The 16,853-nt window shown below is 63.8% G+C and carries 19 protein-coding genes, 1 pseudogene and 1 riboswitch; of the genes and pseudogenes, 6 read left to right on the forward strand and 14 right to left on the reverse strand.

Annotated features, from left to right (window positions below):
- The 4 genes from EOA79_RS18860 to EOA79_RS18875 all read right to left on the reverse strand — a co-directional run.
- The coding region (locus tag EOA79_RS18860) for an amidohydrolase family protein (protein ID WP_128293170.1) at nucleotides 1-867 on the reverse strand (867 nt) is incomplete at its 3' end.
- 12 nt (nucleotides 868-879) lie between these two features.
- A complete protein-coding gene (locus EOA79_RS18865) occupies nucleotides 880-1,731 on the reverse strand; it encodes an ABC transporter permease (RefSeq protein WP_095825693.1) in 852 nt (283 codons plus the stop codon).
- Nucleotides 1,718-2,536, reverse strand: coding sequence for an ABC transporter ATP-binding protein (locus EOA79_RS18870; protein WP_095801964.1), 819 nt, complete (start codon nucleotides 2,534-2,536; stop codon nucleotides 1,718-1,720). The genes EOA79_RS18865 and EOA79_RS18870 overlap by 14 nt, the downstream gene beginning before the upstream one ends.
- Nucleotides 2,537-2,551: 15 nt before the next feature.
- Nucleotides 2,552-3,556 carry an ABC transporter substrate-binding protein gene (locus EOA79_RS18875; protein WP_067329238.1) on the reverse strand — a complete coding sequence of 335 codons (1,005 nt, stop codon included), beginning with the start codon at nucleotides 3,554-3,556 and terminating at the stop codon, nucleotides 2,552-2,554.
- 254 nt (nucleotides 3,557-3,810) lie between these two features.
- On the opposite strand from EOA79_RS18875, the gene EOA79_RS18880 reads away from it, so the two are divergent.
- Both EOA79_RS18880 and EOA79_RS18885 read left to right on the forward strand, forming a co-directional pair.
- On the forward strand, nucleotides 3,811-4,194 hold the full coding sequence (locus tag EOA79_RS18880) for a RidA family protein (RefSeq protein ID WP_067329236.1): 384 nt from the start codon (nucleotides 3,811-3,813) through the stop codon (nucleotides 4,192-4,194).
- Between the two features lie 66 nt (nucleotides 4,195-4,260).
- Nucleotides 4,261-5,058 carry a creatininase family protein gene (locus EOA79_RS18885; protein WP_095801965.1) on the forward strand — a complete coding sequence of 266 codons (798 nt, stop codon included), beginning with the start codon at nucleotides 4,261-4,263 and terminating at the stop codon, nucleotides 5,056-5,058.
- Between the two features lie 15 nt (nucleotides 5,059-5,073).
- On the opposite strand, the gene EOA79_RS18890 is transcribed toward EOA79_RS18885, so the two are convergent.
- Together EOA79_RS18890 and cobD are read right to left on the reverse strand one after the other, a co-directional pair.
- On the reverse strand, nucleotides 5,074-5,583 hold the full coding sequence (locus EOA79_RS18890) for a tyrosine phosphatase family protein (protein WP_067329232.1): 510 nt from the start codon (nucleotides 5,581-5,583) through the stop codon (nucleotides 5,074-5,076).
- A 2-nt stretch (nucleotides 5,584-5,585) separates the two neighbouring features.
- Nucleotides 5,586-6,635, reverse strand: a complete 1,050-nt coding sequence (gene cobD / locus EOA79_RS18895; RefSeq protein ID WP_095801966.1) for a threonine-phosphate decarboxylase CobD — start codon at nucleotides 6,633-6,635, stop codon at nucleotides 5,586-5,588.
- Between cobD and cbiB the strand changes: the two genes are divergently transcribed.
- Nucleotides 6,634-7,623, forward strand: coding sequence for an adenosylcobinamide-phosphate synthase CbiB (gene cbiB / locus EOA79_RS18900; RefSeq protein ID WP_095801967.1), 990 nt, complete (start codon nucleotides 6,634-6,636; stop codon nucleotides 7,621-7,623). The two genes, cobD and cbiB, sit on opposite strands and share 2 nt — an antisense overlap.
- Nucleotides 7,624-7,629: 6 nt before the next feature.
- Here the strand turns inward: cbiB and cobO are convergent, their stop codons facing one another.
- From cobO to EOA79_RS18925, 5 genes are all read right to left on the reverse strand, one after another.
- Complete coding sequence (cobO, locus tag EOA79_RS18905) at nucleotides 7,630-8,259, reverse strand: cob(I)yrinic acid a,c-diamide adenosyltransferase (protein WP_095825696.1); 630 nt, start codon at nucleotides 8,257-8,259, stop codon at nucleotides 7,630-7,632.
- 1 nt (nucleotide 8,260) lies between these two features.
- On the reverse strand, nucleotides 8,261-8,782 hold the full coding sequence (cobU, locus tag EOA79_RS18910; RefSeq protein WP_095801969.1) for a bifunctional adenosylcobinamide kinase/adenosylcobinamide-phosphate guanylyltransferase: 522 nt from the start codon (nucleotides 8,780-8,782) through the stop codon (nucleotides 8,261-8,263).
- Nucleotides 8,775-9,572, reverse strand: coding sequence for a CbtA family protein (locus EOA79_RS18915; RefSeq protein WP_095801970.1), 798 nt, complete (start codon nucleotides 9,570-9,572; stop codon nucleotides 8,775-8,777). Before EOA79_RS18915 ends, cobU begins: the two co-directional genes overlap by 8 nt.
- A 15-nt stretch (nucleotides 9,573-9,587) precedes the next feature.
- Nucleotides 9,588-9,767: a CbtB domain-containing protein gene (locus EOA79_RS18920; protein WP_066999556.1), complete on the reverse strand. Its 180-nt coding sequence runs from the start codon at nucleotides 9,765-9,767 to the stop codon at nucleotides 9,588-9,590.
- Between the two features lie 36 nt (nucleotides 9,768-9,803).
- Nucleotides 9,804-10,002: riboswitch (cobalamin riboswitch) on the reverse strand.
- A 70-nt stretch (nucleotides 10,003-10,072) separates the two neighbouring features.
- Nucleotides 10,073-10,759 carry a gamma-glutamylcyclotransferase gene (locus tag EOA79_RS18925; RefSeq protein ID WP_095825697.1) on the reverse strand — a complete coding sequence of 229 codons (687 nt, stop codon included), beginning with the start codon at nucleotides 10,757-10,759 and terminating at the stop codon, nucleotides 10,073-10,075.
- A 141-nt stretch (nucleotides 10,760-10,900) separates the two neighbouring features.
- On the opposite strand from EOA79_RS18925, the gene EOA79_RS18930 reads away from it, so the two are divergent.
- A complete protein-coding gene (locus EOA79_RS18930; protein ID WP_127215867.1) occupies nucleotides 10,901-12,100 on the forward strand; it encodes an aromatic ring-hydroxylating dioxygenase subunit alpha in 1,200 nt (399 codons plus the stop codon).
- Here EOA79_RS18930 and EOA79_RS18935 read toward each other — a convergent pair.
- A pseudogene (locus tag EOA79_RS18935) lies at nucleotides 12,069-13,267 on the reverse strand (MFS transporter). The gene EOA79_RS18930 and the pseudogene EOA79_RS18935 sit on opposite strands and share 32 nt — an antisense overlap.
- Before the next feature lie 226 nt (nucleotides 13,268-13,493).
- Here EOA79_RS18935 and EOA79_RS18940 point away from each other — a divergent pair.
- Nucleotides 13,494-14,495 carry a DUF1624 domain-containing protein gene (locus EOA79_RS18940; RefSeq protein ID WP_095825698.1) on the forward strand — a complete coding sequence of 334 codons (1,002 nt, stop codon included), beginning with the start codon at nucleotides 13,494-13,496 and terminating at the stop codon, nucleotides 14,493-14,495.
- Complete coding sequence (locus EOA79_RS18945; protein WP_067329213.1) at nucleotides 14,492-14,971, forward strand: isoprenylcysteine carboxylmethyltransferase family protein; 480 nt, start codon at nucleotides 14,492-14,494, stop codon at nucleotides 14,969-14,971. The genes EOA79_RS18940 and EOA79_RS18945 overlap by 4 nt, the downstream gene beginning before the upstream one ends.
- Nucleotides 14,972-15,175: 204 nt before the next feature.
- Here the strand turns inward: EOA79_RS18945 and EOA79_RS18950 are convergent, their stop codons facing one another.
- Nucleotides 15,176-15,562 (reverse strand): MerR family DNA-binding transcriptional regulator, encoded by a 387-nt coding sequence (locus EOA79_RS18950; protein ID WP_040969921.1) that lies wholly within the window; start codon nucleotides 15,560-15,562, stop codon nucleotides 15,176-15,178.
- A gap of 144 nt (nucleotides 15,563-15,706) precedes the next feature.
- A partial coding sequence (gene mgtE, locus EOA79_RS18955; RefSeq protein WP_128293168.1) for a magnesium transporter occupies nucleotides 15,707-16,853 on the reverse strand: 1,147 nt, incomplete at its 5' end.

The following is a 16,853-nucleotide window of genomic DNA, read 5'->3' on the forward strand; positions in this document are numbered from 1 at the left end:
CATTGGCAGCGACACGACCGCCAGTCCGGCCTTCGCCACCTTGTCCAGCGTGTCGAGAACTTCGAGGTCGGGCTGGCGCGCCAGCGAGCAGCAATGCCCGATCAGGATATTGCCCCCAAAACCGTTCCACAGCGAAGCCTCGGCGATCTTCTTCAGCGAGACGGCCGCGACATCGTCGGTCTCGTCGGCATGGAAATCGAGGTCGAGCCCATGCTTGATGGCTTCAGCGAACACCTTGTCGAGCAGTTCCTCGAGGTCGGGCACCATGTAAGTGACAACGCCGAGCACGCCCTTGGCCGCGGCGACGCGTTTTGCCAGACGCTCGAACCAGGCCTTGTCGCGCACGCCTTCGATGCCAAGCAGACAGGCGGCCTGCAGCTCGATCCGGCCTCGCCATTTTTCCCGCATCGTCTCGAACACCGGCCAGGAAATTTCCTCCTGCGGCGCCACGCTGTCGAGATGCGTGCGCAAGGCCCTGGTACCGTGCGCGTAAGCTGAGCGCAGCGAGAAATCCATGCGCCTCGCCACGTCCTCCGCGCTCCAGCGAGCGGTGCGATCGGCGGCAGTTGCGTTGAGCGCGCCTATGAAGGTGCCGTCGGGATTTGGCTTGCGCGGCCAGATATGGCCCTTGTCGATATGCGTATGGCAGTCGACGAAGCAGGGCAGCACGATGCGGCCGCCAAGGTCGATTGCGTCGAATGGCGGCTCGGCTTTGCCGTGCGCAATGATGCTAGCAATCTTGCCGTCGGCGACGGCAATGTCGGCGAGCGCAAAACCATCGGCATCGAAGCTTGCGGCAAGACCGGGCGTCAGCGATTGATGAACGCGGACGTTGGCGAGTTGGTAACGACCAGAGGCTGGGATCAACATTCAGGCACCCTAGCGCTCCTGCTTCAGCGCGCTCTCGTGCCAGCGGCGCAGGATGAGATGCGACACCAGCGACAGCACGAGGAAGATCAGGATGCCGGTGAGCGAGATCAGGATCAGCGCCGCGAACAGCCTGGGAGCATTGAGCCGGTAGCCCGCCTCGATGATGCGCGAGGCAAGCCCGGACGATTGCCCCTGCGCGCCGGCGACGAACTCGGCCACCACGGCGCCGATCAGCGACAGGCCGCCGGCGATCTTCAGCCCACCGAGGAAATAGGGCATCGCCGCCGGCAGGCGCAGATAGCGCAATTGCTGCCAGCGGGTCGCGCCGTTGAGCTTGAACAAATCGCCCAGGTTGCGGTCGACCGAGTTCAGCCCGAGCGTGGTGTTGGAGAGGATCGGGAAGAAGGCGACGATCCAGGCACAGAGCAGGAGTTTGGTCGTCTGGTTGTTGATGTAGATGTTGATCAGCGGGAAGATCGCCACGATCGGCGTCACCTGCAGCACGATGGCGAAGGGGAAGAACGACATCTCCACCCATTTCGACTGCGCGAACAGCACCGCCAGCCCGACGCCGCCGATGACGGCAAGCAGCAGGCTGAGGAAGGTGATCCTGAGCGTCACCAGCAGCGAAGAGAACAACAGCCCGGCATCGTCATGCAGCGTCTGCAGGACCACGCCCGGGCGCGGCAGGATGTATTGCGGGATCCCGTTCCAGACGCAGATGCGATCCCACAGCCAGATCGCAAGCACCATGATCGCCAGCGGCAGTACCCATTTGCCGATCCGCTCCAGCCGCTCCTGGCGGACGCGGCGCGCCTCTTCCGGGTCGAGCTTCAGGGCATTGTTTTCAATGGCCGTCATGATGAGGTCCGGCGGTTGAGTTGATGGCATTGACCAGCACGTCCGAGGCCTGCCGGCAGAGCGCCGCATAGTCGGGCGAAGTCCGGAATGCCTCGTCGCGCGGATAAGGCGCTTCGATTGCAAGCTCGCCGTGGACGCGGCCCGGTCGTGCCGCCATGACGACGACACGACTGGACAGGAACACGCTTTCGAAGACGCTATGGGTGACGAAGACGACGGTAAACCGCTCGTCCTGCCAAAGCTCGAGAAGATCGTTGTTGAGCTTGAAGCGGGTAATCTCGTCAAGCGCCGCGAAGGGCTCGTCCATCAGAAGAATGCGCGGCTTGGTCACCATAGCCCGTGCGATCGAGACACGCATCTTCATGCCGCCGGAAAGCTCGCGCGGCACGGCATTCTCGAAACCGGTGAGGTGCACGCGCGACAGCATTTCCATCACCGCGGGCTTGGCCTCCGCGCGCGATACGCCTTTCAGCCTGAGCGGCAGCCAGACATTGTCGAAGACGCTGGCCCATGGCAGCAGCGTCGGCTCCTGGAAGACGAAGCCGATATTCGAGCGGTCGATCGAGCCGCGCCAGTCGAGCTGACCGGAGGTCGGCGTCGACAGGCCGGCAATCAACCTGAGCGCCGTCGACTTGCCGCAGCCCGAGGGCCCGAGCAGGCTTAGGAAATCGCCTTCGCGGATCGCCAGGTCGACCTTGCTCAGCGCCGTGACGCCGTTGGAAAAGACCTTGCCGACATTGCGTAAGGAAAGCAGCATCGGGCTCTCACCCGATGCCGTTGCCTGCGCCACTTTCTCCTGGATCATCTCAGGCAGGCCGCCTTACTTCTTCAGCTCCCGCCCGACCCCCTTGTTGATGAAGGCGAGCGTATAGGCCTTCTTGATGTCGATGCCCGGCTGCGCGACCTTGGCCTTGACCATCTTGTCGTAGAAGCTCTGGATGCGCGCTTCGGTCATGCCGCCGATACCGAGCTTTTCCGTATCGCCGGAATCGACAATGCCGAACTTCTTCAGCTGTTCGATCGAGAAGGCGATCTGCTCATCCGTCATGTCCGGATTGTCCTTCTTGATCATCTCGTTGGCGGCCTTGTTGTCGCCGTAGAGGTAGTTGTACCAGCCCTTGGCCGAGCCATCGACGAAGCACTGCACCACCTCCGGCCGCTTGTCGATGGTGTCCTGCATCACCTCGATGGTCGTGGCATAAGTATCCCAGCCATTGTCGGCGAGCAGGAACTGGTTCGGCACGAAGCCGCCCTGTTTCTGCACCGCGTAGGGCTCCGACGTGACATAGCCCTGCTGGATCGACTTCTTGTTGGCGATGAAGGGCGCCGGATTGAAGGTGTATGGCACGCGCTTGGCGGCATCGAAGCCGAGATCGGTCACCATCCACTGGAAGAAGGTCTGTGCGCCCTCGTCGCCGAGGATATACTGGTCGGCGTTCTTCAGGTCCTCCCACTTGTCCAGCCCTTCGCCCGGATGGGACATAATGACCTGCGGGTCCTTCTGGAAGTCGGCGGCGACGACGCGCATCGGAATCCCCTGCTGCACGGCGTCGAAGGCCGAGAGCAGGTTGCCGCCCATGTAGAAATCGATCTTGCCGGCCAGCAGCATCGGCCGGCCGCTGACCTGCGGGCCGCCCTGCATGATGGTGACGTCGAGGCCGCAGGCGGCGTAGGTTCCGTCGGCGATCGCCTGGTAGTAGCCGCCATGTTCCGGCTCGGCCAGCCAGTTGGTGCCAAAGGTGACCTTCTCGTTGGCCGCAGCGCCCAGCGTGCTGGCAGCAAGCAGCGCGATCGCACCCGCCAGGATTTTTTCTTTTCCGTACATAAACATCACCCTCTCTTGGCTCCGGCGCGCTGCGCGCTGGGCTCCACTCCATTGGTTCAAGAAGCAAGACACATGCCACCGCCTTGGGCCGCCTGCTTGCGCGGCAGTCATTGCCGAGACCGGACGGGTCATGCTGTACAAATGGCATCGTGCCCATTTTTTGGACGCCTGTCCATAATCGCCCGGGCGGCATGCACCGCATCTTGAAGCTTTCATGAATCCGGCCTTAGTCTGCCTGCCGACAGGAGAATGCCATGCTCAATTATCTCGCCCCCAAGTCGATCAAGCCGCCCTTTGCCCGTTATAGCCATGGCGTTGAAATTCCAGCGGGAAAGCGCCTTGTGCTATGTTCGGGTCAGTTGGGCATCGCGCCGGATGACGCCGTCCCGGAGGATGCCGGCGCGCAGACCGAGCTTTGCTTCAAGAATATTGCCGCAATCTTAAGCGAAGCCGGGCTGACGCTGAACGATGTCGTGCGCATCAACGCCTTCGTCACCGATCGCGCGCATCTGCAGGCCTATATGGACGTTCGCAATCGCCTGTTTTCCGATCCGGCGCCCGCTTCGACGCTGATGATCGTTTCAGGTTTTGCCCGCCCGGAATTCAAGGTTGAGGTGGAGGTTCTGGCAGCAGGCTAGCTGTTGCCCGGAATGCCCAGGCGCTTTAGACCTTCGGGCCGAACAGCAGACCATCGGGAGACGACAGTGACGACAAGACGTGTGTGGTGGGGCGACTATCGGACGACCGAATACGCCTCGATCGACGCGGAAGCGACGATTGCCGTTCTGCCGGTGGCCGCGGTCGAGCAGCATGGCCCTCACCTTCCCGTCTCGACCGACACCTCGATCATGATGGGCATGCTGGAGACGGTGATTGCGCGCCTGCCCGAGGACATCGACATCCGCCTCCTGCCGGTGCAGGCGGTGGGCAAGTCGAACGAGCATCTGCATGCGCCGGGAACGCTCACCTTGCCGGCCACCACCCTGGTCGACGCCTGGACGGAGCTTGGCCTCTCGGTCGCCCGCGCCGGGGTCAGAAAGTTGATCGTCGTCAACTCGCATGGCGGCAACGAGGAGATCATGGGCATTGTCACGCGCGAATTGCGCGTGCGCGCAAAGATGCTGGCGGTGAAGACGAGCTGGCAGCGCTTCGGCCGTCCCTCCGGCATGTATACCGAGCTCGAGGACCGTCACGGCATCCATGGCGGCGATGTCGAGACCTCGCTGATGCTGCATTTCCGGCCAGATCTCGTCGATATGGGCAAGGCCGACAATTTCGTCTCCAATGTCGGTCGCGCCGAAAAGGAATTCGCCCTGCTGCGGCACACCGGAACGCACGCCTTCGCCTGGATCGCCAGCGACCTCAATCCGAACGGCGTGGTCGGCGACGCCAGCATCGCCACCGCCGAAAAAGGCCGGCTCACGGCCGAGCATCAGGCCGATGGCTTCATCAGCCTGGCCAGGGATGTGCGTAAGGCGAGGCTTGCCGACTGGCTGGCGTAGCGGAACAGTGCGAGCTCAATCTCTAATGCTGAGTTCGAACGGAATCCCTTCAAATGCATCTGCACCGCGCCCGATTGCTTCGACCGCCGCGATCATCCGGCCTTCTCGCCCAAGCAACATATCCGCAACGGCAATCAGCCTTGGATTGGGCGTCGCTGACGGCGAGAGAAAGCGCAGCGTCTTCGCCAGCTCCGCCTCGTCGCGTTTGGGCGCCAGTGCCGCCGCGATAATATAGGCCGATGCCGTCGAGCGGCTGATACCGGCATAGCAGTGCACGACCATCGGTTTGGCCCTGTCCCAGCGATAGGCGAAGTCGAGCAGCGCGCGCACATGCTCCTCGCCCGGCATGGTCATGCCTTCCTGCGCGGCGACGATGTCGTGCATGACGAGATGCAGATGGTTTTCGGCCAGTATCGAGGCCGGACGGATCATCCCGGTGCCGTCGGCGAGCAGCGACAGCAAGCGCTCCGCGCCGGTTCTCGCAACGGTCTCCTCCACCTTCGACAGCGAACAGACATGGATCATCGTCAGCACTCCTTCGGCGCATAGTCGCGCCGCGAGGCCCACGCTGCAAGCGCGCTCTCGAGCCGCTGCCACTCCTCTTCGCTGCCGGGCAGACCGACGCGCAAGGCGTGCGGACGATCGGCAAAATGGCGGACCAAGATACCGCGTTCGCCAAGAGCGGAGAACAGGGAGGCAGCATCGGAGAACGACAAATAGCGGAACAAACTGGTGCCGCCGGCGACCGCGATACCGAATCGGCTGAGCAGCGCGTCGAGGCGCTTGGCATCGGCTGCCAGGCCCTGTCGCATGTCATCCTGCCACCCGGCATTCGCCAATGCGCGGATTCCGTATTCAAGTGCAGGACCGGCGACAGCCCATGGCCCAAGCTGCGCCTCCAGCCGCTCGGCTGTCAGTTGGTCGGCCAGCGCGAAACCAAGCCTGACGCCGGCAAGGCCGAAGAATTTGCCGAAGGAGCGCAGCACCACCATACCACCCTGGCCCACATCGCCGGCAAGGCTGTGTTGGACCGGGCCGACATCCATGAAGGCTTCGTCGACCACCAGCAGGCCGCCCTTCGCGCGAAGCCGCGCAGCAAGGCCGACCAGGCGGTGCCTTTCGATCACTCGCCCATCCGGATTGTTCGGGTTGACCAGCACGGCAAGGTCAGCGTCCGCCAAGGCGTCGAAGTCGCCCACCTCCACAATCGCATGGCCTGCAATCGCGGCCGCCCTGGCGTGCTCGGCATAGGTTGGACCCAGCACCAGTGCCTTGCCGGGCCTCACCAGCGAAGCGACCCGCGGCAACAGGATCTGCGTGCCGGGCGCGGCCACGACATGCGCCGCCGACCGCGCGCCATACGCCTTGGCCGCAATTTCGGCCAATTCGCGCAGTCGTCCTGGCTCGGGCAATCGTGACAGGGCGGTGGCGGGCAGATCGAAAAGCGGATAGGAGTGCGGATTGATACCTGTCGAGAGGTCAAGGAAAGGCTGTGGCGCATGAGGAAAGAGCGCGCTTGCCCGGCCAAGGCTGCCGCCGTGATCAACCGCTGCAACCGCTCCGCTTAGAAGCTTCATGTCGATACTGATCGCTTTCCTGTCACTCGCCATCGAACGTGCCCTTGGCTACCCGGACTGGCTGTTTAACGCCATCGGTCATCCGGTAACCTGGATCGGCAGGCTGATATCCTTTCTCGATCGCAGGCTCAACCGCGCCACCGATTCCGACGAATTGCGTCGCCGCCGCGGCCTCCAGGCGCTTCTGGTCGTCCTGCTGGTGCCGGCGGCCATAGGCCTGGCGCTGCATGTCCTGCTCTGGCTGATCTTTCCGTCCGGCCTGGTCATCGCGGCCATTCTCAGCTCCTCGCTTCTGTCGCAGAAGAGCCTCGCCGAGCATGTCGAGGATGTCGCCGATGCGCTGGAGACCGGCGGCCTCACGCTCGGCCGCATCGCCGTTTCGCGCATCGTCGGCCGCGATCCGGACAAGCTCGACAGGGCGGGCGTTGCCCGAGCCGCGATCGAAAGCCTGGCAGAGAATTTCTCCGATGGCGTCGTCGCGCCTGCCATATGGACCGGTGTCGGTGGTTTGGCCGGGGGTGCTGCCTACAAGGCCGCCAACACCGCCGATTCCATGATCGGCCACCGCACGCCGAAATACGAGGCCTTCGGCCGGGCGGCCGCTCGCTTCGACGACCTGGTCAACCTGCCGGCATCGCGGCTCACCGGCCTGCTGATTGTGCTGGCGGCCTTCATCGTCAAGGGCGCCGACCCCCGCAACGCCTGGCAGGTCATGCGGCGTGACGCGAAGAAGCACCGTTCGCCCAATGCCGGCTGGCCGGAAGCCGCCATGGCCGGCGCGCTGGGGCTCGCCCTGGCCGGACCGCGCAGTTATGGCGGCGAGGTCGTCGAGGATGCCTTCATGGGCGAAGGCGGCAGGCGCGAGGCCGAAAGCACCGACATAAGGCAGGCGCTGGAACTCTATCGCGTCGCCGACGGGCTGCTGATCGGCCTGTTCGCGATTTTGTCGGCGACGGTGATCTATCTGACCATTTTGATCGGCGGCTAAGGCGCCTCAGAACTCGATCCCCTGCTGCGCCTTCACGCCGGCCGCGAAATGGTGCTTGGTCAGCCCCATCTCGGTGACGAGATCGGCCGCCTCGACCAGCAGCGGCTTGGCGTTGCGGCCGGTGACGACGACATGCAGGCCCTCGCGGCGCGCCTTCAGCGCCGCGACCACCTTTTCCAGCTCGAGATAATCGTAGCGCAGAGCGATGTTGAGCTCGTCGAGGACGACGAGGCTGATCGAAGGGTCGGCAATCAGCTCGAGCGCCTTCGCCCAGGCAGCCTCGGCGGCGGCTATGTCGCGCTTCAGGTCCTGCGTCTCCCAGGTGAAGCCCTCGCCCATCGCGTGCCAGACGACGCGATCGCCGAAGGCGGCGAAGGCATCCTTCTCGCCCGTGTGCCATTTGCCCTTGATGAACTGGACGACGCCGACGCGCTTGCCGTAGCCAAGCATCCTCAGCGCCAGGCCGAACGCAGCCGTGGTCTTGCCCTTGCCCGGCCCCGTATTGACGATCAGCAGTCCCTTCTCGATCGTCTTGCCGGCCACCTCGGCATCCTGCACCGCCTTGCGCTTGGCCATCTTGGCTCGATGGCGTTCGGCATCCTTGTAGTCGATGATCGTGTCTTTGATCTCGCCCATGTCACTTCGCCTTGAGCGGCAGCCCCGCCACCATCATCAGCACGCTGTCGGCGACAGCCGCGACCTGCTGGTTGAGCCGCCCGGCGGCGTCGCGGAACCGGCGCGCCAGCGCATTGTCCGGCACGATGCCGAGCCCGACTTCGTTAGACACCACAAACCACGGTCCGCGCGGCTGCGAAAGCACATCCGAGAGCCGCCGGCACTCGGCCTCGATATCGTGGTCCGCCAGCATATGATTGCTCAGCCACAATGTCAGGCAATCGATAAGCACCGGCTGGTGATCGGGCAAGGCGTCGATCGCGCCGACCAGGTCGAGCGGCGCATCGACGGTGACCCAGCCTTTGCCGCGGCGCGAGCGATGCAGCGCGATGCGCTCGCGCATCTCCTCGTCATAGGCCTGCGCGGTGGCGATATAGGCCCAAGGCGACGGGCTTGCCGCCACCAGGCACTCGGCATGCGCGCTCTTGCCGGAGCGCGCACCGCCGATGATGAAGGTCAGATGGCCCTCCGCGCGATCAGGCAAAGCTGTCGCGCAGGCTGGTCGACGTACCGGTGAAGCGGCCGCGCACCACACCGACGGCCGCACCGAGCACCAGCCAGAAGACCAGATCGGTGAGGGTCACCGCCACCACGAACTGATGGTGCAGCCCCTCGGGAATCGCCGTCTCGAAGCTGACGGGCTGCGGCGCGCCGACTACGTGCGGAGCGACGATCAGCACGACCGCCAGAATTGCCAAGGGCAGCGACTTGCGAAAGGCGATCAATCCAAGGCCGACCGCGGTTGCGGCCACCGTCGAAATCCACCAGATCTGGCGCGGCAGAAGTTCCGCCGCCGGCATGGCCGGCAGTTCCGGCGGCAGGCCGAGGCCGGGCGCGAGCGTGAAAACCGCAAAGCCGGCAAGGCCCCAGAACACGCCCTGGCGCCAGCTGCCGATGCCACCGGCGAATTCCGAGACCGCGACCAGGATCAGCGCGAAGCCGATGCCGGTGACGATGTTTGCGACAACGTTGAAGGCGAAGCGCTCGAAGCCGTCGGCCGGAGCCCAGCCCTCGTCCTCGGTCGGAGCCGCCGCTTCCGTCGACGCAGGAGCGGCGCTGCTCATCGCATTGCCCGCCGGTTCGGCCGAGCTCATGGCAGCGCTAGTTCCAGTGTTGGCGGCATGGTCGTGGTGATGACCGCCGCCCGCCTTTTCATAGACTTCCGCTTTGAGGATCAGCGGCACGGTCGCATAGGCCTGCATGCAGGCAAGCGCGATGCCCGCCACGAGCCCTGCGATCGCCGCGACGAACACGACGTTGCGAAACAGATTCATGATATCGGGCCTTCGTCAGTGGCAGGGAAAAGCCATCGAGTGACGATAGTCGTGGGCAGCGTTGTGGACCGCATCGATGTGCGAGAAGCCGACAAAACCGACGACGAAAATGCCGAGCAGCGCGGCGAGAGCCAGCTGCATGATGCGCGACTGCGAGGAGACGGAGGCGCCGAGGGCGACGGAAGCGGTATTCATGTCTTGTCCTTTCGCCCTCCACCCGAGGGCATCGAAGTCAACTTTCCTGTCGCCGGCAGGTCTCCTGGCTCGCGGATTCGCACCCTTCCCCACCTTCCCGAGGACAAACCTCAGTGGTCTATGGAGAGGACTACCGCACACAGTTGCGGGGGCAGCCACGGCTTAGGGCAAAGACTCCACCCTCACCGCATTCCCTCTTGGCTCCAAAAACGGAACCGACGACGCCAGCGACTATAGGCAGAATCGTCGCGACCGGCAAACCAAATTCCGTCACGCCGCAGCGTGATTGCGGCACCGGTTTCGGACTAAGATCCGGCGATCCGCTCGGCGACGAGCTTCTGCAATCGCCACAAATGGCGGTCGTGAATACCGCGCTGTTCGAGGTTCTTCACCGTGTTGTAGAGATAGTCGGCGCCTGAACCCCAGTGGCCGCACGAGGTCGCCAGCCTTTCGACCACCTCGTCTTCGTTGAGTGGGCCGGCATAGGTCGTGCCTTTGCGATTGATGACGAAGGCAAGCGCTCTCAACGGCCCCTTGTCGGTTGCGAGTTGCAGCAGGCGCGGCCGGTAGCTGGTCGGCTTCAGCGTCATCTCGCGGCGAAAAAGCCTGTCCAGCGCCTGCCGGCGGTCACCACCGTTCAGGCGGAAAGCAACGCCCTTGCATTGGCCGCCACGATCCAGCGCCATCATCAGGCCGGGGCTTTGCTTGGTGCCGCGCCAGCGCGTCATCTTCATGCAGAAGGAGCGATGCCAGCCGCGAGCCACGGCGACGCGCTCCTCAAAATGCTCGATTTCCGGTTTCCAGATCAGCGAGCCGTAGCCGAACAGCCAGAGAGGCTCGGTTGCAGGTAGCTCGGCCTCGAATGCATCCAGCATGGCTTCATAGTCGCTGTCCACGAGATGCTCGGCATCCGGGTCGGGCCCCGGGTCATCGACCGCGCGAAAACAGCGGGCGACCAGTTCCACGGTCAGCGACATCGTTCTTGCAGGCATACTTTGCAATCCTGGGCAGCCGGCGAAACCGCAGGCGATTACGAAGTGACCTTAAGGGCAGCACCCGGAAGCGACAATGGCCGCGCAATTGACAACGGTCCTGCCCGGGTGTCGGCTGTCATCAGCCAAGGGGAGCCGCTCATGCAGCCAAATCCTAGCGAACACAGCCGCTACAATGGCCTCACCAGCCTCGAGCCGACGTTGCCTGCAAGCGCCTATCGGGAAGCCGACGCTTACCGGCTCGATCTCGAAGCGATCTGGTATCGGAGCTGGCTCATGGTTTGCCGCGAAGCCGATCTCGCGGAACCTCTTGCCTTTCGAACCGCGCGTATCGGCTCGCAGGAGGTCGTCGTGCTGCGCGACGAGGCCGGGAGCTTGCGCGCCTTCCACAACACCTGCCGGCATCGCGGCTCGCAGCTCTGCCTGGAAAGCGAAGGGCGGCTGAAGGCAAGGCTGCTCACCTGCCCCTACCACGCCTGGTCCTATTCGCTGCGCGGCGATCTCGTCCGTGTCCCATCGAAATCGCTGCCCGAAGGCTTCGACAAGGAAAATTATCCGCTCTACCGGGTGGCGCTGTCAGTGTGGCGCGGCTTCGTCTTCATCAATCTCGCAGAGGATCCCGATGGCTCGGGGGAAGCCTCCTTCGACTCCGCCTCCCGCGATCTTTCGAACTGGCCGCTGGAGACGCTCGTCCCCGGGCACCGGCTCACCAAGGTGATGAACTGCAACTGGAAAATCTTCTGGGAGAACTTCAACGAATGCCTGCATTGCCCGGGCGTGCACAAGGACCTGTCGCGGCTGGTGCCGATCTATGGGCGCGGCCTGATGGCGAGGCATGACGATCCGGAATGGGCGCGCTATGCGGATAATGATGCTCCGGAGTTTTCCGGCGGCCTACGCGCCGGCGCCGAGACCTGGTCGCGCGACGGACGCGTCCATGGGCCGGTCTTTGCCGGGCTGACGCCGGCCGAGCGAGCCGCCGGCCAGACCTACGCTACCTCGCTGCCCTCGATGTTCGTCGTCGGCCATGTCGACTATGTCCGCACGGTGCGTCTCGCCCCGCTCGGGCCGGAGCAGACGGAACTCACCGCCGAATGGCTGTTCGCGCCCGATGCCCTGGCACAAACCGATATCGACAACATCGTCGCCTTCGGCGCGCAGGTGCTGGAGGAGGACGCCGCGATCTGCGAGATCAACCAGAAGGGCATGCACTCGATCCGCCACCAGGCCGGCGTGCTGATGCCCGAGGAGTACGATTTGCGCCGCTTCCACGAGTGGGTGCGTGGGCGCCATGCCGCGTTGCAGCCGGTCAAAACGACTTCGGCAGATAGCGCCAGGTGAAGAAGCCACAGAAGGCGGCCAACAGGCCGAGCGTGACGAACACCGAGCCGAGACCGAAGAAGGAGAGCACCACCGAATAGACCAGCGGCGGCGTCAGCTCGGAGAAATCGAGATAGGTTCGGTAGACAGCCGCCATCTGCGCTCGTTCATAGGAACGCACTGAGCGCATGAAGGCTGTCGAGCCCAGCGCGTCGAGCGCAATGGTGAACAAGGCGCCGCCGAGCAGGAAGGCGGCGGTGAGCAGCGGCGCGGCGGCGCCGACGCCGCCGGCCACGAAGAGCATCGCCGCCATGGCGAAATAGGCGAAAGCCATGGTCCGACGGCCGCCGAAGCGCTTTCCCGCCCTGCCCCAGAAGATCGCCATGAACAGAAGCGCATTGCCGGCCGAAACCAGCAGCCCGCCGGCAAGCTTGCCCTCGCCCGTGATCACCATGAACAGCGGGCCATAGACGAAGAAGGTCGTCCAGAAACACGAGCGCCCGAAGGCGATCAGCCACGCGAGGCGCAACCGCGGCTGCGCGACGAAGCGGCCGATATTGGCGAGCGGGTTGATCGGACGGCTCTTGCCGGGACGGATCGAAGGGTTGTCGCCCAGCCGATAGGTCCAGAACAACGCCAGCAGCGCCAGCGCGAAAGCCACGACCGCGCCGTTTGCGGCATAAATCCCGAAGCGCGTATAGAGGAAAATGCCGAGCGTCGGCCCGCCGGTCCAGGCGAACATCGACCAAGCCATGCGCAGCGATTCCGCCTGCATGAAGTCGGTCTTGCGGATATGGTCCATGATGTAGAGGTTAAGCGTGATGGACAGCGCGCTCGCCCCCATGACACGGCACAGCATCCCGGCGAGTTGTCCCGGCAGCGTGTGGGTAACGAAGAACACCGAGCCGATCGCCAGCATCAGGCAGCCGGCCGTGTAGACCCAGCGCCGCGCGAAGCGGCGGATCAGCATCGGCATGAACAGCGTCACCGACAGCCCGAGCAGCGACACGATGGTGTAGAGGATCGAGACGATCTGCTCGTTGTGCAGGATTTCGTAGGCCTGATCGGGATGACGCTGGAGATGGTGGCGCGAGCAAAGGATTCGACCGCATAGAGCGAAGCGAAGGTGCGCGCATCGGCGGGCCTGAGAGCCGGAAGCCAGATCGGATGGCGCACATGGGTGGACATCGGCCCTCCGAAAAGTGAATCGCTCGCCAAATCTGGCCGGACCAGTCGCGGACCGGTAGCAGGAAACCGACTCCGAGAGGCCGAAAAGCGAAGCCGGCCAGAGGCTTTCCGCCGCTGGCCTAAAGCGGCTTGCCATGCCGCCTGAATGGCAGCAGCCGATCCACCCTCTGTTGTTCGCCCGAACCGTGATAGTCGTTTGGCACGACTGAATCGGATTGCGAGATCAATGACCCTTCAGACGACCGGCGTCGCCGTTCAAGACGCGCCGAAACACGGCCGCATCGTCGCCATCGACGTCCTGCGCGGCATCGCGCTGATCGCGATGGCGAGCTATCATTTCACCTGGGATCTCGAAAACTTCGGCTACACCTCGCCGGGCCTCACCGCCTTCGGTTGGTGGAAGCTCTACGCCCGCTGCATCGCCTCGACTTTTCTGTTCCTGGTCGGTGTCAGCCTGTTCCTCGCACATGGCCGCCATATCCGTTGGCCTGGCTTCTGGAAGCGCTTTGCGATGGTTGCGGGTGCGGCGATCGCCATCTCGGTCGTCACCTATATCGCCACGCCGGACGGCTTCATCTTCTTCGGCATCCTGCACGAGATCGCGCTGGCAAGCCTGCTCGGCCTGGCTTTTCTCAGGCTGCCGACATTGCTGACGGCGATCGTCGCCGCGGCCGTGATTGCGGCGCCTTATTATCTGCGGTCGGAAGTCTTCGACCATCCGGCGCTGTGGTGGGTCGGGCTGTCGCCGACCAACCCGCGCTCGAACGACTATGTGCCGCTGTTTCCCTGGTTCGGCGCAGTGCTTGCCGGCATCGCGGTCGTCAAGCTCGCTTCGGCATCCGGGCTTCTCGCCCGGCTGGCGACCTGGATGCCCGGCCGCTGGTCGACCCCGCTGACTTTCATCGGCCGGCACAGCCTCGCCTTCTATCTCATCCACCAGCCGCTTCTGTTCGGCGCGGTGTGGCTGTTCTCGCAGGCCATGCCGGCCGCGCCACAAGACAAGGACGCTGGTTTCCTGTCGGCTTGCCAGGCGCAGTGCGAACAGCAACGGGACAGCAAGTTCTGTTCCAGCTATTGTGGCTGCATGCTGGACACGCTGAAGGGCGAAGGGTCTCTCGACAAGCTCTACAGCAACGACCAGTCCAGCGCCTGGAAATCGCATCTGGCCGATCTGGCGAGCACTTGTACCGCCGCGACCGAGGACGAGATGGAAGGAGGGCAGCAATGACAGGCATCGCAAAGCCCGGACACGGGATCATCCCCTGGCCACCTGTGATCTATGTCGTGGCGATCGCACTGAGCGTCGTGCTCGGCATGCTCTACCCGCTGCCCTGGATCGGGGACATATTCGGCGCTATCCTCGTCGGCGCCGGCTGGGTAGCGCTCTTTGGCGTGGCAGCGCTCTGGGTTACCGCGATCCGCGCGATGGTGCGCGCCAGGACGACGCTCAATCCCAATGCCGAGCCCGACCATCTGGTGACATCGGGGCCCTTCGGCATCACCCGCAACCCAATGTATCTCGCCAATACGCTGCTGTTGATCGGCGTCTCCTTCATCACCGGTATCGTATGGTTCCTGCTGTTTGCCTTCCTCGCTGCCTTCGCGACGCAGAAAATGGCGATCGAGAAGGAGGAAAAGATACTGGCGGCAAAGTTCGGCAAGAAATACCGCGATTACGCCAAGCGGGTCCGGCGCTGGATCTGAGGCTGTATCGACAATGAAGGTTGCTGGGTGCGAGCAGGCCCGCACCTCGGCGATTAGCAGAAGCATCCGTGACATCCTAGGGCGAAGCAAGCCGCGACGCCGCTTCGCGGCTGCTCCGCCGTGGGATGACGAAGTTCGAAAGCTCCGGCCAATCTCGAACGTCTGCGACGGTTAGCCTAGCTGAACTCCTTGGCTGTCAGCGGGCTACGTGTTCACGCCCAGCTCCGCCAACCGCTCCACGCAGGACTCCTCGGCCTGGTCGAGCTCGGCAAGCGTCTCCTCGAGGTCGCGCCGTTTCTGGCGCAGGTCCTCGCGCTTTTCCTCGATGCGCTTGATCATCAGCTTGAGCTGGCCGACCTCGCCGGGCGGTTCCTTGTACATCTGGATGATTTCGCGGATCTCGGCGATCGAGAAGCCGAGCCGCTTGCCGCGCATGATCTGGCGGATCAGATGCCGGTCGGACGGGCGAAACAGCCGCGTGCGCCCGCGCCGGATCGGCTGCACCAGCCCCTCGTCCTCATAGAACCGCAACGTCCGGGTGGACACGTCGAATTCGCGCGTCAGCTCTGTGATCGTGTAATATTCCCGCATTCTCGCTCCCACGCCCAAACGTCCAGGCATCGCCACGCAGAAGCGTCGCCCTTTCTCCAATCAACCCCGTCTGTGCCGGAATCGGCATCTGACCCCAGGGCAACGTCGCACGGCATTTACGTAAAAGTCAATTATAGCACTGTCTCAGGGAACGCCAAACCACCACGTGGCCAATCCGAGGAATGCAAAGAAGCCGACGCAGTCGGTGACGGTCGTGACGAAGACGGCGGAGGCTACCGCCGGGTCGATCTTGAAGCGGTCGAGCAGCAGCGGGATGAGAATGCCTGCCAGGGCCGCCGCGAACATGTTGATGATCATCGCCGCCGCGATAATGCCGCCCAGGTTGGGATCGTGGAACCACAGTCCAGCAACCATGCCGATCAGCACCGCAAAGACGATGCCGTTGATGAAGCCCACTCCCACCTCACGGCGGATGATCCGGGCGGCGTTGTAGATGTCCAGATCCCTGGTCGCCAGCGCCCGCACCGTGACGGTCATCGTCTGCGAGCCGGCATTGCCGCCCATGCCGGCAACGATCGGCATCAGCACAGCGAGCGCCACGATATGCTCGATGGTCTGGTCGAACAGGCCAATCACCGAGGCCGCGAGAAACGCCGTGACCAGATTGACGAGCAGCCACGGCACACGCGATCGCGAGGTCGCAAGCACGGTGTCGGATAGCTCTTCGTCGCCGACGCCGCCCATGCGCAGAAGGTCCTCCTCTGCCTCCTGCTGGATGACGTCGACCACGTCGTCGATGGTGAGCACGCCGACCAGACGCTCGTTCTCGTCGACCACGGCGGCCGAGAGCAGGTCGTATTGCTCGAATTCCCGCGCCGCCTCTTCCTGGTCCATGGTGGCGGGGATGGCATGGCGCGTCTCATGCATCACCTCCTCGACCTTCACCGCGCGCTTGGTGCGCAGGATCTGGTCGAGATCGATGGCACCGAGCAGTTTGAAGCTCGGGTCGATGACGAAGATCTGGCTGAAGCGATCGGGAAGGTTCTTGTCCTCGCGCATGTAGTCGATCGTCTGGCCGATGGTCCAGAACGGCGGCACGGCGACGAACTCGGTCTGCATGCGCCGGCCGGCCGTCTCTTCCGGATAGTCGAGCGCGCGCCGCAGCCGGATGCGCTCGGTGAACGGCAGTTGCGACAGGATCTCGTCCTGGTCCTCCTGGTCGAGGTCTTCCAGGATGTAGACGGCGTCGTCGGAATCAAGTTCCTGCACCGCCTGCGCGATCTGCTCGTTGGGCAAATTGTCGACGATGTCGAGCCGGATCGCCTCGTCG

Source organism: Mesorhizobium sp. M1A.F.Ca.IN.020.03.2.1 (assembly GCF_004023205.1).
Lineage (GTDB): Bacteria > Pseudomonadota > Alphaproteobacteria > Rhizobiales > Rhizobiaceae > Mesorhizobium.

Coding starts and splice junctions, on each gene's coding strand:
- EOA79_RS18950 (WP_040969921.1), bottom strand. CDS start 15,562: ATGCGGGAATATTACACGATCACAGAGCTGACGCGCGAATTCGACGTG.
- EOA79_RS18865 (WP_095825693.1), bottom strand. CDS start 1,731: ATGACGGCCATTGAAAACAATGCCCTGAAGCTCGACCCGGAAGAGGCG.
- EOA79_RS18890 (WP_067329232.1), bottom strand. CDS start 5,583: ATGATCCATGTCTGTTCGCTGTCGAAGGTGGAGGAGACCGTTGCGAGA.
- EOA79_RS18945 (WP_067329213.1), top strand. CDS start 14,492: ATGACAGGCATCGCAAAGCCCGGACACGGGATCATCCCCTGGCCACCT.
- EOA79_RS18875 (WP_067329238.1), bottom strand. CDS start 3,556: ATGTACGGAAAAGAAAAAATCCTGGCGGGTGCGATCGCGCTGCTTGCT.
- cobO (WP_095825696.1), bottom strand. CDS start 8,259: ATGGGCGAGATCAAAGACACGATCATCGACTACAAGGATGCCGAACGC.
- EOA79_RS18870 (WP_095801964.1), bottom strand. CDS start 2,536: ATGATCCAGGAGAAAGTGGCGCAGGCAACGGCATCGGGTGAGAGCCCG.
- EOA79_RS18940 (WP_095825698.1), top strand. CDS start 13,494: ATGACCCTTCAGACGACCGGCGTCGCCGTTCAAGACGCGCCGAAACAC.
- cbiB (WP_095801967.1), top strand. CDS start 6,634: ATGTCGATACTGATCGCTTTCCTGTCACTCGCCATCGAACGTGCCCTT.
- EOA79_RS18920 (WP_066999556.1), bottom strand. CDS start 9,767: ATGAATACCGCTTCCGTCGCCCTCGGCGCCTCCGTCTCCTCGCAGTCG.
- EOA79_RS18930 (WP_127215867.1), top strand. CDS start 10,901: ATGCAGCCAAATCCTAGCGAACACAGCCGCTACAATGGCCTCACCAGC.
- cobD (WP_095801966.1), bottom strand. CDS start 6,635: ATGAAGCTTCTAAGCGGAGCGGTTGCAGCGGTTGATCACGGCGGCAGC.
- EOA79_RS18880 (WP_067329236.1), top strand. CDS start 3,811: ATGCTCAATTATCTCGCCCCCAAGTCGATCAAGCCGCCCTTTGCCCGT.
- EOA79_RS18915 (WP_095801970.1), bottom strand. CDS start 9,572: ATGAATCTGTTTCGCAACGTCGTGTTCGTCGCGGCGATCGCAGGGCTC.
- EOA79_RS18925 (WP_095825697.1), bottom strand. CDS start 10,759: ATGCCTGCAAGAACGATGTCGCTGACCGTGGAACTGGTCGCCCGCTGT.